The following is a 15,372-nucleotide window of genomic DNA, read 5'->3' on the forward strand; positions in this document are numbered from 1 at the left end:
TGGCCGGCATGCCTGTCTCACTGCATCACATCGTCATCGACACCCACGACCTGCCCGCCCTCTCCCGCTTCTGGGCCGGGGTGCTGCGCTGGCGCATCCTGTCCGAGCGGGAGAGGGAGGTCGTGATCGGGCCCGACGAGAACTCCCCGGTGGGAATCTGCTTCATGCCGGTGACGGACCGCAAGGCCGTCAAGAACCGCCTGCACCTCGATCTGACGTCCGCCGCGGAGGACCGGGAGGCCGAGATCGAGCGCATCCTCGCTCTCGGCGCCCGTCACGCGGACGTCGGGCAGACCGGCGAGGAGTCCTGGACCGTGCTGGCCGATCCGGAGGGGAACGAGTTCTGCGTGGTCCGCCCGAAGGAGACCCTCATCGGCTGAGGGCTCCTCCGGGCGGCCCGTGGCTCAGCTCAGCGACGGGCCACGGAGCGCCGCCCGCGCAGCAGTTCGGCCAGACCGCGCCGGGTCGCGGCGATGACCACCCGGTCCTGGGGCTGGAGCACATAGCCCGGGTGCAGATCCCAGACCAGACCCGAGGGCCGGTCCGGGGAGCTCTGGCCGGCGGGGTCGAGGGGGTCGTACGGCGGTACGGCGGCCAGGTCCGGAAGCCGGTCGGCCGGCGGGGTGGCGTCCAGGGCCAGGACCCGCCAGGCGCCCGCCTGGAACGCCTGGTCGACGGTCCGGCCCTCCAGGTGGGGGTGGCCCGCCACCTCCAGGGCGGCGAAGAGCATCACCTTGCGCTCCACCGGGACCGCGCCCAGGATCTGACGGCCCATCATGGCGACGGCGAACGACGGCGCGGCCAGATGGGACACGGAGCGGGAGCGGGTCAGAGCCCCCGGGTGCGCGGTACGCAGGGTGCGGTAGACGGCGGTGGCGAACTCGTCGTCGTACAGGCGCAGCGCCACCCGCAGGCCCGGCTTCACCGACCGGGCGTAGAGCGCGGCCTCGAGGTTCGTGGTGTCGACGCTGGTCAGGGCGAGCAGCGCGCGGGCCCGGCGGATCTTGGCCGCCTCCAGGACGCCCTCCTGGGTCACGTCGCCGAGGACCGTCGGCACATGCAGGCTGCGGGCCAGCGGGATGCCCCGCGCGTCCGGGTCCTCCTCGACGACCACCACGGGGATGTCCAGCTCGCGGAGCCGCACCAGGACCCGCGTACCGATCTTGCCGAGGCCCAGCAGGACCACATGGCCGGAGAGGCCGCGCGGCGGCCGGCGCAGGGAGGACGCGGTGCGCAGCGAGCCGAACGCCTCCAGGACGGCGGCGACCAGCAGGGGCAGCAGCAGGAGTCCGGCCACGCCGGAGAGCAGCTGGATGGCCTGGCGGGACGTCGTGTCGGTGTCCTCGACCGCCGGGTCCCCCATCGCCAGCAGGTCGAGCATGGTCAGATATGCGGCGTGCAGGGGGCTGTCACCTGTGGTGATCACCGAGGCGACGGCCAGGGCGACGACCGCCGCCGCGACTCCCAGCGCCGACCAGCGCAACCGCCGTGAGAAGAGCTGGCCGAGCGGCGCCCCCCTGCCTCCCATGCGGGCGGGCCCCCGGTCGGGCCCGGCCTGGCTGATGGCCTCCAGGACGATCGTGCCCCGCCCCGTGGCGGCGTTCACCGTCGCCAGGTCGGGCAGGAGCTGCGGGCCCTCGTCGCCGCTGCTGTCGGACCCCTCGCTGCCGGCCGGGTCCTGGCTGGTGGAGGAGAGGAGGGCCAGGGTGCAAAGACCGGGGTCGGCGAGTTCGCCGGGGCGGGGCGGGGTGCGTTCGACGGCACGCAGGAGCAGGCCCTCGGCCTGGATGACCTTGCTGCTGCCGGTCAGTGCGGTGGCGGCCAGGGCGGGGGCCGCGGTGTCGGCGTCGGACAGGACGGTGGTGGAGGCGTCCAGCGCGGCCGGGTCGAGTCCGGGCATGGAGACGGCGGCCGCCTGGTCGAGCAGGGTCTCCAGGTGCTGGCCCAGCTTGCGGTTGTAGAGCCGGATGACGAGGCGCAGGCGCGGGTTGAGCCGACGGGCCGTCAGGGCGGCGCGTATGTTGAGCTCGTCGTCGTCGTAGACGAGCGCGAGCGCGGCGGCCCGGTCGACGCCCGCCTCCTCCAGCACGTCGTCGGAGGGCTCGTGCGCCTCCATGATGCGGACGGCCTCGACCCCGGCGTTCGTGTCGCCGTTTCCGTTCCCGCCTCCGTTGCGGTTCATGGCCGCCGACATCCGCCCGAACAGGGCGCCCGCGCGGGCCCGTTGGGTCAGCGGCTGGTCCGGTCTGCTGGGTTCCCTGCCCGGCGGTACGAGGAGCGTGACCCGCTCCCCGTACACATAGCGCAGCTCCACGGCGAGCCGGCGGGCGAGGGTGTCGTCGCCGCAGACCACCATGTGGCCGCTGCTCGGGGTGCGTTGGGGCTGTTGTGGAAGTGAGGACACATGACCCAGCATGCCTTGCTCCCTCCGGATCAGTCGGGCGTGTCGGTGATCATCGCGTGACGGGGGCGTGGGCCGGTGTCCGCGAGGCGGGGGCCGGCGGCCCGCTCGATGGCTGCCTCGACCGCCTCGATCCGGTCCGCGAGCAGTCCCAGCGCACCGACCGCCCGGGAGGCGGGGTCGCCGTCGGGGCCGCCGAGGGCCTGCGTGCGTACGTAGGCGGAGGTGACCGCCGCCCAGCGCTCGGCCTGTGCCGGGGTGAGGGTGCCCCGGAGGGCGGCCAGCTTCAGCAGGTTCGACTCGGCGCCCGTCGTGAGGGTCTGGGCCTCGCCCGCGTAGTGGTCGTCGACGACGGCCGACAGCTCGGCCTCGTTCATGACCGGCACGATCCGCTCGGCGATCTTGTTCATGTTGCGGTAGGAGCCCTGCAGCTGGAACGGCGGCTCGGTGCGCGTCGCGTCGGTCCGCGCCGCCGAGGCGATGTACGCCGCGTTCACCGCGAGGACGGTGGACCGGGCGGTGAGCAGATGGCGCAGGACGGAGACGATCCGGTCCAGCTCGGCCGGCGCGTACGCGTGCTCCAGCCGGTCGGCACGCACGGTGGCGCCGGAACCGGAAGCCATGCGCACGAGCAGGGCGAGATCGGCGCGGGAGCGGCCCGCGAGCGGGGCGAGGACCGGGTTGGCGGTGAGGGCGTTCTCCACGAAGCTCAGCGCGAAGACGTCCTCCCGGCCGCTCAGCACCTCGCCGAGATTCCATACGTCGGCCCGGTTGGCGAGCATGTCCGGAATCCTGAACCGGTCGCCGGACTCGGTGTACGGGTTGCCCGCCATGACCACCGCGAACCGCTTGCCCCGCAGGTCATAGCTGCGCGGCTCGCCGTCCCGCACCCCCTCGACACGGCGCGTGGCGTCGCAGAGCGGAATGAACTTCTGGAGCAGCTCCGGCGAGGTGTGCTGGATGTCGTCCAGGTACAGCAGCGTGTTGTTGCCCGACTCCAGCGCGAAGTTGATCTTCTCGATCTCGCGGCGTGCCGTCGCCCCGCGCGCCTGCGCGGGGTCGAGGGAGGTCACGTCGTGGCCGAGGTTCGGCCCGCTGACCTTCACCAGGACCATGCCGAGCCGGTCGGCGACGTACTCCATGAGCGTCGTCTTGCCGTAACCGGGCGGGGAGACGAGCAGCAGCAGGCCCTGCGAGTCGGTGCGGCGGTCCGCGTCGGCGGTGCCGAGCTGCTTGGCGAGGCTGTCCCCGATCAGCGGCAGATACACCTCGTCCAGCAGCTGGTTGCGGACGAACGCGGACATGACGCGCGGCCGGTGGTCGTCCAGCCGCAGCCGGGCGCGCTCGGAGTCGACCAGCGTGGTGCGCAGCCGCTGGTAGGCGCGGAACCCGGGCACGTCCTCGGCCCGGAACCCCGCGGTGCGGGCGAGGAGTTCGTCCAGCCGGACCGGCAGCGCCCCCCGGTCGACGCGGGGATGGTCGCCGAGCAGCCCGTCCACCGTCGCGGTGAGCGGGGCGCCGCAGTCGTACCGCTCCAGATCCGGGCAGAGCTCGACGGCAGCGGCCTCCGCCAGGTCCCCGGCGTCAGGCTCGGCTCCGCTCGCGGCGGCGTACGGTCCGAGCCAGCCCTCGACCAGCTGGCGCCGGGCCGGCAGGTCGTCGTGGAGCGCGGCCAGGTCGTCGTCGTACGCCGAGGTCCCGGTGGCCCGGCGGAACTTCTCCAGGAACGTGCGGGTGGCGGCGCTCGTGACGAACCCGGCCGGGCCGCTCGTCAGCTCCTCGAAGAGATACACGGCGGCGGCGTCACCCGCGCCCATGACCGTCGCCCACTCCTCCTGGAGGACGGCGATCGCCGGTGCGAGCCCGAAGGTGTCGCGGGCCCGTGCCAGCGACACGGCCCGGCGTGACCAGGACGCGCGCAGGGCGTCGTCCGCCCCGTGTGCCCAGAACAGCTGGGTGGCCGCGCGCACGGCGGGTTCGTACCGCAGCAGCCCGGCCCCGGCGTGCAGCTCCAGCAGGGCGGTCAGGATCGCGGTGGCGTCCGCGTCGTGGACGCCCCGCTGGTGGCCCTCGTCGTACGCCGCTGCTGCCGCCTCCCGGACGAAGGCGGCCAGGTCCTCCGTGCCGGCCAGGGCGTCGGCGCCGTGCTCGTCCAGCAGCCGGGCGGCCAGGTGCTCGGCGCGGTAGACGTCCCGCGACTCCGAGGGCAGCAGCCGTTCCCAGTAGGGGCGGGTCGCCGCGAACTCCGGGTCGGTGACCGGGGCCCGGTAGTCGGTGCCGGTCAGCGCGAAAGCGAGCCGGTCCCCCTGCGGGACCAGGGTCAGATCGAAGGGCTGGGTGTTCACCGCGAACCGGTGCCTGCCCAGCTTGAGCACCGTGCCGCCGTCGGCGTACAGCTCGCCCCGGTCCCGCAGCGCCCGGCCGGCCTCCTGGCGGGCCGCCTTCAGCCGCCCGTCGAGCTCCTCGGCGCGCACCGGGTCGCCGAGATCACGCAGCTCGTCGGCGGTGCGCCTGACCTTTGCGACCATCGGGTCGGAGGCGAAGTAGGTGTGGACGGCGTCCAGGTCCTCCAGCGTGGCCAGACGCCGGGTGACCGTCTCCAGCACCCGGGCGGCCGAGTCGGCGAGCCGCTCGGTCCGCCGGGCGCGGGCGTCCTGGAGGGCCTGCCGACGGGCCGAGAACGCCTCGTGGACCTCGGTCCTGCGCTCGGCCAGCCGGCCGAGGAAGTCGTCGGACTCCGCGAACCTGGACTCCAGGTTCTCCAGCTGGAGCAGCAGCCGCGCCAGCTGCTCGTCACACGCCTCGGGGGAGCCGGCGGCGGCCAGCGCCCCCGTGACGGCCTGCCCGAGCAGCGCGAACTCGGCGGCGAACTCGGCCCGGCCCTCCTTCGACAGCAGCTCACGGCGGCGGGCGTCGAGGGTGGCGCGGGCCCGGTTGGCGTCGCCCAGCACCCCGGCGATCCGCTCCAGGATCGACGTACGGACGGTGGCGTCCCCGATGTCCAGCCCGGCCACGACGTCCGTGACGGTCGCGAGACCCTCGGTGATCTCCGTCAGCCGGTCGCCGGTCTCCGAGGCGTCCGCGACGGCGGTCAGCGCCTCGGCGGCCTCGGTGAGGGAGGCGAGTTCCTCGTGATAGCCGGTGAAGGCGTCGTCGCGGGCGAGGAAGGAGACGGCCCGCCGGGCCGCCGACGCCAGGTCGTCCTCGGCCTCGGCGGACAGCGCGGCGATCCGCTCGGTGTCCGCGTACCGCATCTCGGCGAGCGTCGCGAAATGCCCGTGGACGCGCCGGAGTTCGGTGAGCTGTTCGACCCAGGCGGCGGCCGGGCGCGGGGCCTCGCCCCGGATGCGGCGGACCAGGGCGGTGAGCCGGACGGCCGTCCCTTCCAGGGCGTCGGCGGCCTGCCGGGTCAGCTCCTGCACCGTCTCGAATTCGGCGAGGACCTGGCCCGCGGTGGTCCCGATCTCCGCCAGGGGCTCGGCGAGTGCGCCCAGGCCGGGGTCGGTGAGCCAGTGGTAGCGGTCGCCGGCGCGGGCGCAGTCGGCGACGAGCCGGGCGTACACGGCGGCGGTCGGCGTCATGTCGTGGACACCGTGCGCCAGGGCGAGGCAGTCGGAGATCCCGCGCACCAGGTCGGCGTTGCCGGTCCGGGCGAGCGGGCCCGTTCCTGCCGGGCGCGAGGCGGCGTAGGTGTCGGAGACGTACGGGGTCTGCCAGCGCTGCAAGGGGTGGACGCGGGCGGGCCCGTCCTCGCCGCCCTTCAGCAGGATGAGGGTGCCGTCGTCCAGGAGCGCGTGGCCCCGGCCGAGCAGCGGGGTGGCGACCTCCTGGCGGATCAGGTTGTACGGCAGGAGCAGGGTGCGGCTCTCGTCGCGGGACCGGAAGACGTACAGCACGTCCTCGCCGTTGGGTGAGCGTACGGCGCCCTCGAAGACGGGGTCGGTGAGCTCCTCGGCGGTGTCGAAGGTCTTGGCCGCGCCGGTGGTGAGGTAGTAGCCGCCGGGGAAGATGATCCCCTGGTCCTCGGGGAGCCGGTGGCACGACGGCCCGATCGCGTCCAGCCGCTGGACCCGGCCGAGCAGCGTGTTGAAGACGAGGTGGCGCCAGGTTTCCTCCTTGTACGGGCGCACCCGCAGCAGCACCAGGGGGCCGGCCTGCGCGTACTCGACGTCGGCGTCCGCCAGGGACTGCAGGGGCTCGTCGACGGGCTCCTCGTAGATCCCGTCGGGCGTCTCGGTGTCGTCCTCGGCCTTGACGGTGAGCGTCCCGCCCAGGGTGTCGACGAACAGCGCGCCGTCGGCGACCGCGATGTGCGGGTGCCGGCCCGGCCGGTGGGCGTCCCGGCCCGCCGGGGTCCAGTCGAAGTCGTGCGAGGGCGGGAAGACGTGGTCCCGGTCGCCGCGTCCGTCCAGGAACTCCCCGGGCGTCCCGTCCGGGCCCAGCGCCCAGCGCAGGACACGGACGTCCTCGGTGCTGTCGCCGGTACGGAACACGGCGATCAGCCGGCCGTTGACCCTCCGCAGGCGCAGCAGCCGGGCGTCGCGGAAGTAGCGGTGGAGGCCCGCGAACTCCCGTACGAACGCCTCGTCGGCCAGCGGCCCTTCGCCCGTCACCTCGTCGAGGCCGGCCTCCCTCAGGACGAGGACGTCGCCGACCCCGGCCTCCCCTCCGCCCCCGGGCCCGCGCTCGAAGCCGAACAGCAGCCGGCCGCCGACCGCCACGAGGTCCCGGGCGAGCGAGGCACGCTCGGTGTGCACCTGCTCGGTGGCCAGCAGCCGCAGCCCGGCCGACCCGAACTCCTCGGTCCGCCGCGCGTTGAGCGCCTCGGCCCGCCGGACGAGTTCGTCGGCCTGCGCCCCGAGCCGCCGCCGGAGCACGTCGTAGGCACCGCCATCGGTGAGTGTGGTGTCACGGTCCATGCGTACGGCTCCCTACGGAATAACACTCGCTGACAACGCCCCGGGGCACCGGAACCCTCCCGCCATCGGGCTGGAACCCCATGGCCCGGGGCGCCAATATCAAGCCCGTCCGGCGTTTGAGGACGGAACCCTCCCGCCCGGAGGGGCTGGAGCCCCATGGACCGGGGCGCCAATATCAAGCCCGTCCGGCGTTTGAGGACGGAACTTTCCCGCCATCGGGCTGGAGCCCCATGGTTCGGGGCGCCAATATCAAGCCCGTCCGGCGTTTGAGGACGGAACTTTCCCGCCATCGGGCTGGAGCCCCACGGTCCGGGGCGCCAATATCAAGCCCGTCCGGCGATTGAGGACGGAACCCTCACGCCCGGAGGGGCGGAACCCCACAGCCCGGCCCGCCCCCCCCGGCAGCGGGACCCGCCCCCGGTGGCTACGCCACCCCCGCAGGCGCGGCCCCGTTCCGCGACGGCTCCGCCGCAACCGCCCCGCCGCCACCACCCGCGAGCGACGACACCGTCATCCCCGCGAGACCCAGCTCCTCCGCCGCGGCCAGCAACTGCCGTACCTGCCCCGTGGCCGCCCCCGACGTACCCCGCATCAGCTGCATCAGCAACGCGGACACCGTCAGGTTCTGCACGTCCCCCGAGGAGACGGACCCGAGCACCCGGGTCAGGTCGTCCGTGAACGACCCGCTGCCGTCCAGCCACGGCCCGGCCAGGGCCTGCGCGGTCTTCGAGTTCTCCACGAACCCGTCCACACTCCGCCCCAGCGAGATCGACGAGACGAGCCGGTCGAAGAAGACCGAGTCCCCGCCGACGATGTCGATGTCCGCGTTCTCAAGACCCGTCGCCAGGATCGTCGCCTGCGCCTCGGCCACCGTCCGCTGTACGTCGAACTCCGCGAGCCGGATCTCCTTCTCCGCGGCCAGCCGCAGCCGGTACTCCTCGTGCCCGCGCGACGCATCGTCCAGCGCGGCCATCGCCGCGGCCTTCTCCGTGAGCCCCGCCGCCTCGGCCTTCAGCTTCTCGCCGATCACCGCCGCGTCGGCGGACGCCTGCGCCTGCGTGCCCTCCGCGGTCGCCAGCGCCTTGAGCCGCGCGCCCTCCGCCTCTGCCCTGAGCCTGGCGCCGGTCGCCTCGGCCTCCGCGCGGCCGGCCTTCTCGGTGACCTCGGCCTCGGCGTCCCGGACCTGGACCTCCGCAAGACCCGCCGCGGCGGACTCGGCCTGGATCCCCTCCGCCAGCCGCAGCTTCGCCTGCGCGTCGAGGTCGGCCGTCTTCAGCCGGGCGTCCGCGAGCGTCAGCTGCTCGGCGGCCAGGTGGACCGCCGCAGCCTCCGCGGCCTCGGCCGCCTTGATGTCCTTGACCAGCTTCTCCTGCGCCTCCGCCTCGGCCGCGATGATCACGGACCTGCGGGTGCGCTCCGACTCCTCGACGGACCGCAGGGTCAGGATCGACTCCTCCTGCTCGGCGACCGTGCGGTCCACCGCGATCCGCTCCCGGATCACGTCCGCGACCTCACGGCGCTCGGCCTCGACCTCCTTCGTCGCGGCCATCCGGTTCAGCTCGGTCTCCCGCTCGCGCCCGATGACCTCCAGCAGCCGGTCCTTCTCGATGCGCTCGTTCTCCACCGCGATGACCCGCTCACGGTTCTTCTGCGCGACGGCGACCTCACGCGCCTGGTTCTCCCGCTGGATTCCGAGCTGCTCCTCGGTGCGGATGAACGCGCTCTGCGAACCGAGCCGCTCCTCCTCCTGCACCCGGGCCGTGGCCGACTCCTCGCGGGCCCGCAGGGTCTCGACCTCGCGGCGCTGCTTGATCTCCGCCTCCGACTGCCGGCGCTCCAGCTCCAGGATGGTCTCGCGGGCGTCGACGTCCTGCCGGGTGATCTCCTTCTGCTCGGTGCGCTGGAACTCGTTGGTCCGTACGTGCTCGATCGCCGTCAGCTCGGTGATCTTCCGGATGCCCTGCGCGTCCAGGATGTTGGCGCCGTCGAGCTGCGCCATCGGCGTCTGCTCGAGGAAGTCGATCGCGGCGTCGTCGAGGTGGTAGCCGTTGAGGTCGGTCCCGATGACCCGGATGATCCGGTCCCGGAACTCCTCACGCTTGGTGTACAGGTCGACGAAGTCGAGCTGCTTGCCGACGGTCTTGAGCGCCTCGGAGAACTTCGCGGCGAAGAACTCCTGGATGGCGGCCTTGTCGCTGGCCCGCTCCGTGCCGATGGCCTGCGCGACCTTGATGACGTCCTCGATGGTCTTGTTGACCCGGACGAAGAACGTGATGTGGATGTCGGCCCGGATGTTGTCCTGGCAGATCAGGCCCTCGCGCCCGGTGCGGCGGATCTCGATGGTCTTCACCGAGATGTCCATGGTCTCGGCCTTGTGCAGCACGGGGAGTACCACCGCACCGGTGAAGGTGACGTCGACCTTCTTGGTCTTGGAGATGATCAGCGCCTTCCCCTGCTCGACCTTGCGGAAGAGCCGGGTGATGACGAAGAGCAGAGCGACTGTGATGAGCAGGACAACGGCGACGATCACGCCGATGCCCCAGGAGATGGCATCCATGTCAGTCCTTGCGGCTGGTGGGGCGTACGAAGAAGAAGAGGGAGGGCCGGTGCCCGTGTGACGGCGCGCGGAACCACGGGCCCGGGGGCCCGGAGGACGGAAGGGCGGTTCAGCCGGCCTTGCGCGGCAGTGGGCGCGGGGCGAGCGACGCGTCGTAGGGCGAGACCCAGAAGAACTCGCCGTCGGCGTCGTAGGCGTAGAGGAGGCCCGTGCTGCCGGAGGCGAACACATCACCGGGCACGGACGGCTGCCGTACCTGCACGATCGCGGTCGACCCGTCGGCGGCGGCGACCTCGGCCTGCCCGAAGTCGGCGCTGACGGATCCCGTACGGATCGTGCAGACCTCGCCCACGAAGTCCTCACGGGACGGGGGAGGTTCCGCGGGGAAGTACCGGCGGAAGCGGCGTACGAGCATGCGGACCACCCCCCAGGCGATCAGAAGTGCACCCGCCAGTACGGCGAGGTGCAGAGTGGCCCGCAGGGTGCCGGTGGCTCCGCTTCGGAGCACCAGGACCGAGCCGGCCAGGCCGGTGAACCAGGCAACGACGACGAACAGCGACATCGACACGGAGACGGGCACCCCGCCGAAGCCGACCGCCTCGGTGTCGAGGTCGGTGTCGAAGGAGTCGGGTCCGGCCGCTCCGGCCAGCACCAGAAGCCAGAAGCAGACGACGACCACCAGGGCGCCGCCGAAGACGACGGCCGGGAACGCGATTGCCGCGGAAAGGAATTCGCTCATCCGGTCCACCCCCTGTGATGCCGTTCGGTCCGGGGACCGGGCGGCGTCGGGAGGGACCGGTGCTGCGACACCGCGAACGGCCCCGCAGCAACCGGTTTTCTTCCCCCGTGATCCCCCGTAACCCCCGTGCTTCCCCCGTGTGTTGCTGAACAGATCGTGTCAGTCGGGGCGGTCCTGGCGCATTGCCGGAATCCGGCAGCCTTCACCCAGGCTGCCTGCCGGGCACCGGCACCGGGTCCCGTGCGTTGAGGAGATGACGATGCCGGTGATGTGTGGAGGAGCGTGCGGTGGCGGAGCCCGAGATTTCCGAACGGTTCCTGGAGGGCTATGCCCAGATCCTGGCCGAGGTCGCGGACACCGGCCGCCGTCTCACCCGGGACGAGCTGGAGACGCGGCGCACGCTCGGCCGCGAGGCCGCGGAGGCCGGGCACCAGCTGCGGGCCTTGGTGCGGCTCCATCTCTCGGAGACCCGTGGAGCCTGGCCGTTCACCACGGGGGGCGCGGGCGCCACCGACGCGGTGCTGGGCGCCGTGGAGCAGGCGGTCGACGCCTTCGCGGAGGGCTTCGAGCGGGCGCAGCGCATCACGGTGCGGCGTGAGGAGGCGGCGCGGCGGGAGTTCATCGACGACCTGCTGTACGGGCGGAGCGACCTGGGCCGCCTCGCGGAGCGCGCCACCCGGTTCGGGCTGCGGCTCTCGCGGGCCCACGCCGTCGCGGTGGCGGCGGGCCCGGAGGCGTACACCGAGTCCGACGCGGTGCCCCGCAGCGTGGAGGCGGCCCTGCTCGCGCGCTTCAGCGGCCGGAAGATCCTGCTCACCACGAAGGACGGGCGCCTCGTCTGCATAGCCCCCGGCAGCCAGCCGGACGTCCTGCGGTATTTCGCGAAGCAGGCGCACGCCGCGACGGACGGTGGCCAGGTCGCCGTCGGCCGCCCGCACCGCGGCCCCGGCGGGGTGGTCCACTCCTACGACGAGGCGCTCGACGCCCTCGATCTGGCTGGGCGGATGGCCCTCGACGACCCCGTGCTGTACGCCGCGGACCTGCTGGTCTATCCGGTGCTGACCAGGGACCGGCAGGCGATGGCCGATCTGGTGCGCAGCGAGCTCGGCCCGCTCAAGGAGGCGCGGGGCGGCGCGGAACCCCTGCTGCGGACGCTGTCCGTGTATTTCGAAGCGGGCTGTGTCGCCGCGGAGACGGCGCGCCGGCTGTCGCTGAGCGTGCGCGCGCTGACGTACCGGCTGGAGCGGATACACCAGCTGACCGGCTCCGACCCGTCCGACCCGACGCACCGCTACACGCTGCAGACCGCGGTGATCGGCGCCCGGCTGCTGGACTGGCCCGCGAAGGAGCTCTGACGCCCCCGGGCGGGGCGGGCCGCGAGGCGTACGGTCCGGAGGGCCCCGGGCCGTACGCCGCGGGAGCAGGGAGTGTTCTGCAAGTCCCGCCCGCCCTCCGGGCGGACGGCGCTACTTGCAGGACTCGCCCTACAGGTCGAACTCGTGCGGCGGCAGGTCCAGCGCGAAGCACGCCTCGCGCACGACGGCCTGCTCCGACTTGTCGAAGTCGCCGTCGGCGCCGCCGATCACGATGCCGATCTGGATGACGGCACGCGCCTCGGCGGGCTTCTTCTTCGCCTTGGCGATCTCCTGGAGCACGCTGACCTTGCCGAGGGCGAAGTCCGCCGTCAGCTTGTTCACGTAGTCGTTGAACCGGCGCTGGAGGTCGTCCGCCGGGAAGTTCTGCAGCACGTCGTTGGTGGCGATCAGCGAGGCCACGCGCTGCCGCTCGGACGGGTCGATGGAACCGTCCGCCGCGGAGACCAGGGCGCACATGGCCATGCTCGCGTCCCGGAACGCCCCGCTCTTGAGGTCGTTCTTCTTCGCCTCCAGCTGCGTCTGCATCGTCGACGCGGATTCCTTGATCCGATCCCAAAGGGCCATGACGTCTCCATACGTTGCGTTGCCTGTGGTGCGGGAACCAGTGAAACTCTACAACTGTGTAGAAGAACCTCGGGTGGCCGACGGCAGCACGGCGGCCCACAAGCCGGTACCCGGTCACTCAGTAGGATGCGGCGGATGAACAGGCCCACAGGCGCGGACGAAGACTCCACCCGGGACGGCCCCCGGCTGCCCAGGCGCGGCCAGGGACAGCTGGAGTCCCAGGTGCTGACCGTGCTGCGCTCCGCGGGCGGTCCCGCTACGGCCGGCTGGGTGCAGGAGCACCTCGACGGCGACCTCGCCTACACCACGGTCATCACGATCCTCTCCCGCCTCTACGCGAAGAAGGCCGTGACCCGCACCCGCCAGGGCCGTTCCTACGTCTGGACCCCGGCATCCGACGAGGCGGGTCTCGCCGCCCTGCGGATGCGACGCGTCCTGGACGGCGAACGCGACAGGGAGGCCGTCCTCGCCCGGTTCGTCTCGGCACTGTCCCCAGGCGACGAGGCGAGGCTCCGCGCGCTGCTCTCCCGCGCGGCGGATGACCCCGACGACCCCACCGGCCCCGACGACCCCGCCGGCCCGGAAGGCCGATAGCCACCACGATGGGCGTCTTCGTCTACCTTCCACTCGTCCTGCCGCTGTCCGCCCTGCCCATGGCGCGTCTCGCCGAACAGCATCTGCATCCCCGGAGCGCCACCCTGCTGCTGGCCGTCGTGGGCTCCACGCTGGCCCTGTGCAGCACCCTCTGCCTGGCCCTGCTCATGGTGGTGGGCACCGCCCAGCTACCCGGCAATCCGCTGCCCGACGGCTGGTCGGACCCCGAGGTGCGCGCCGCCGTGCCGTACGAGGAGAAGGCGGGCCTGATCGCGATCGGCGTCCTGGGGGCGGTGCTGGCGGCCTGCTGCTCCACCCTGCTTCGGCACACCAGGATCCGGCTCCGCGCCGCCCGCGCGCTGCCGGAGTCCGGTGGCGGCTCGGCCGGGGACCTCGCGCTGGTCCCGTCCCCCGAGCCGTACGCGTACGCCCTCCCGGGACGGCGCGGGCAGGGCGGCCGGGTGGTCGTCTCCACGGCGATGATGGACTGCCTGGACGCCCGGGAACGCGCCGCGCTCGTCGCCCATGAACGCGCGCACCTGACCGGCCGCCACCACCGCTATCTGCTGGCGACGCAGCTGGCGGCCCGGGCCAACCCGTTCCTCCTGCCCCTGCGTACGGCGGTGGCGTACAGCACCGAGCGCTGGGCGGACGAGGACGCGGCGTACGCGGTCGGCAGTCGCAGGGCCGTCGCCACGGCGGTCGGCAGGGCGGCCCTGTTATCGCACCGTCCGGGGCCCGGGATGCTTCCCGCGTTCGCGGCGGCGGGCCCCGTGCCGCGCCGGGTGGCGGCGCTGCTCGACCCCGAACCCTCGGTGGGACTCTGGCCCCCGGCCTCCGCGCATCTGGCCCTTGCGGCAGTGACCGCGACGACGGGGACGGTCGCCTCGGCGCTGTCGTCGCTCAACGCGACGGTGACGCTCGTCGGCATACTCCACGCGGCCACCCCGCTCTGAACCGCCTCCGACGGGTCGTCAGTCCGAGTCGCGCCCGGCGTGCTCCGGCGTGAGGTCGTCGTGCGACGGCATCGGCTGCTCGGCCGCCACGGCCGGCTTCTTCCGCTTGCCGGCCAGCGCGGCCTGGAGCTTCGAGGCGACCGGCTCCGTCCACCGGGCGGTGAGCGGCCCGACGATCACCAGGATCAGCACGTACGCGGTCGCGATCGGCCCGATCCGGGGCTCCGTCGCCACGGCCAGACCGGCGATGACGATCGAGAACTCCCCGCGCGCGACCAGTGTGCCGCCCGCACGCCAGCGGCCCCGAGGACCGATCCCGGCCCGCCGGGACGCGTACCAGCCGGTGCCGATCTTCGTGAAGACCGTGACGATGGCCAGCAGCGCGGCCGGAAGCAGCACGGGCGGGATCTCCGCCGGGTCGGTGGACAGCCCGAAGAACACGAAGAAGACGGCGGCGAAGAGGTCCCGCAGCGGCGTCAGCAGCTTGCGCGCACCCTCGGCGACCTCGCCGGAGAGGGCGATGCCCACGAGGAAGGCACCGACGGCCGCGGACACCTGGAGCTGCTGTGCCACACCGGCCACCAGGACGGTGAGCCCGAGGACGACGAGCAGCAGCATCTCCGGGTTGTCGGAGGACACCGCACGGCTGATGAGCCGGCCGTGGCGCAGCGCGAGATAGAGCACGAACCCGACGGTCCCGAGCGCGATCAGCAGGGCGATGCTGCCGCCGGCCAGACCGACGCCGGCCAGCATCGCGGTGAGAAGCGGAAGATAGACGGCCATCGCGAGGTCCTCGATGACGAGGAGACCGAGGATGACGGGCGTCTCGCGGTTACCGAGCCGGCCCATGTCGGTCATCACCTTGGCGATCACGCCCGACGACGAGATCCAGGTGACCCCGGCGAGCGCGACGGCCCCCACGGGCCCCCACCCGAGCATCAGACCGGCGATCGCGCCGGGTGTCGCGTTGAGCACGAAGTCGACGGCCCCGGACGGGTACTGCGTCTTGAGGCTGGTGACGAGTTCCGATGCGCTGTACTCGAGCCCGAGCAGGAGCAGGAGCAGGATGACGCCGATCTCCGCCCCGATGGCGGTGAACTCCTCGCTGGCGCCGAGCGGCAGCAGGCCGCCGTCCCCGAACGCGAGTCCGGCGAGCAGATACAGCGGGATCGGCGAGAGCCCTATCCGGCCGGCGAATCTTCCGATGATGCCGAGCCCCAGAATGACGGCGCCCAGCTCCACCAGCAGTGCAGTCGTGTCGTGCAT

At 72.8% G+C, this 15,372-nt stretch carries 10 protein-coding genes; 4 read left to right on the forward strand and 6 right to left on the reverse strand.

From position 1 onward, the window contains the following. The first annotated feature begins 8 nt into the window (after positions 1-8). On the forward strand, positions 9-380 hold the full coding sequence (locus ACIREO_RS31755; protein WP_404116447.1) for a VOC family protein: 372 nt from the start codon (positions 9-11) through the stop codon (positions 378-380). Between the two features lie 29 nt (positions 381-409). Here ACIREO_RS31755 and ACIREO_RS31760 read toward each other — a convergent pair whose 3' ends face one another. The 4 genes from ACIREO_RS31760 to ACIREO_RS31775 all read right to left on the reverse strand — a co-directional run bounded on the left by ACIREO_RS31760 (position 410) and on the right by ACIREO_RS31775 (position 10,616). Beyond that, complete coding sequence (locus ACIREO_RS31760; RefSeq protein ID WP_404116449.1) at positions 410-2,416, reverse strand: NAD-binding protein; 2,007 nt, start codon at positions 2,414-2,416, stop codon at positions 410-412. Positions 2,417-2,433: 17 nt separating this feature from the next. Next, positions 2,434-7,320, reverse strand: a complete 4,887-nt coding sequence (locus tag ACIREO_RS31765; protein WP_404116451.1) for a DNA repair ATPase — start codon at positions 7,318-7,320, stop codon at positions 2,434-2,436. 424 nt (positions 7,321-7,744) lie between these two features. Next, complete coding sequence (locus ACIREO_RS31770) at positions 7,745-9,877, reverse strand: flotillin family protein (RefSeq protein WP_404116453.1); 2,133 nt, start codon at positions 9,875-9,877, stop codon at positions 7,745-7,747. Positions 9,878-9,986: 109 nt separating this feature from the next. After that, positions 9,987-10,616 carry a hypothetical protein gene (locus ACIREO_RS31775; protein ID WP_404116455.1) on the reverse strand — a complete coding sequence of 210 codons (630 nt, stop codon included), beginning with the start codon at positions 10,614-10,616 and terminating at the stop codon, positions 9,987-9,989. Positions 10,617-10,903: 287 nt separating this feature from the next. On the opposite strand from ACIREO_RS31775, the gene ACIREO_RS31780 reads away from it, so the two are divergent. After that, positions 10,904-11,971: a PucR family transcriptional regulator gene (locus ACIREO_RS31780; protein WP_404116457.1), complete on the forward strand. Its 1,068-nt coding sequence runs from the start codon at positions 10,904-10,906 to the stop codon at positions 11,969-11,971. A 129-nt stretch (positions 11,972-12,100) separates the two neighbouring features. On the opposite strand, the gene ACIREO_RS31785 is transcribed toward ACIREO_RS31780, so the two are convergent. Next, positions 12,101-12,556: a tellurite resistance TerB family protein gene (locus ACIREO_RS31785; protein ID WP_404116459.1), complete on the reverse strand. Its 456-nt coding sequence runs from the start codon at positions 12,554-12,556 to the stop codon at positions 12,101-12,103. 135 nt (positions 12,557-12,691) lie between these two features. On the opposite strand from ACIREO_RS31785, the gene ACIREO_RS31790 reads away from it, so the two are divergent. Together ACIREO_RS31790 and ACIREO_RS31795 are read left to right on the forward strand one after the other, a co-directional pair. Then, positions 12,692-13,150 carry a BlaI/MecI/CopY family transcriptional regulator gene (locus ACIREO_RS31790; protein ID WP_404116461.1) on the forward strand — a complete coding sequence of 153 codons (459 nt, stop codon included), beginning with the start codon at positions 12,692-12,694 and terminating at the stop codon, positions 13,148-13,150. A gap of 8 nt (positions 13,151-13,158) precedes the next feature. Next, positions 13,159-14,106, forward strand: coding sequence for a M56 family metallopeptidase (locus tag ACIREO_RS31795; RefSeq protein ID WP_404116463.1), 948 nt, complete (start codon positions 13,159-13,161; stop codon positions 14,104-14,106). A gap of 18 nt (positions 14,107-14,124) precedes the next feature. Here ACIREO_RS31795 and ACIREO_RS31800 read toward each other — a convergent pair whose 3' ends face one another. Then, positions 14,125-15,372: a cation:proton antiporter gene (locus ACIREO_RS31800; RefSeq protein ID WP_404116465.1), complete on the reverse strand. Its 1,248-nt coding sequence runs from the start codon at positions 15,370-15,372 to the stop codon at positions 14,125-14,127.

Origin of the sequence: Streptomyces sp. NPDC102441, assembly GCF_044765585.1 — a bacterium.
Classification (GTDB): Bacteria; Actinomycetota; Actinomycetes; order Streptomycetales; family Streptomycetaceae; genus Streptomyces.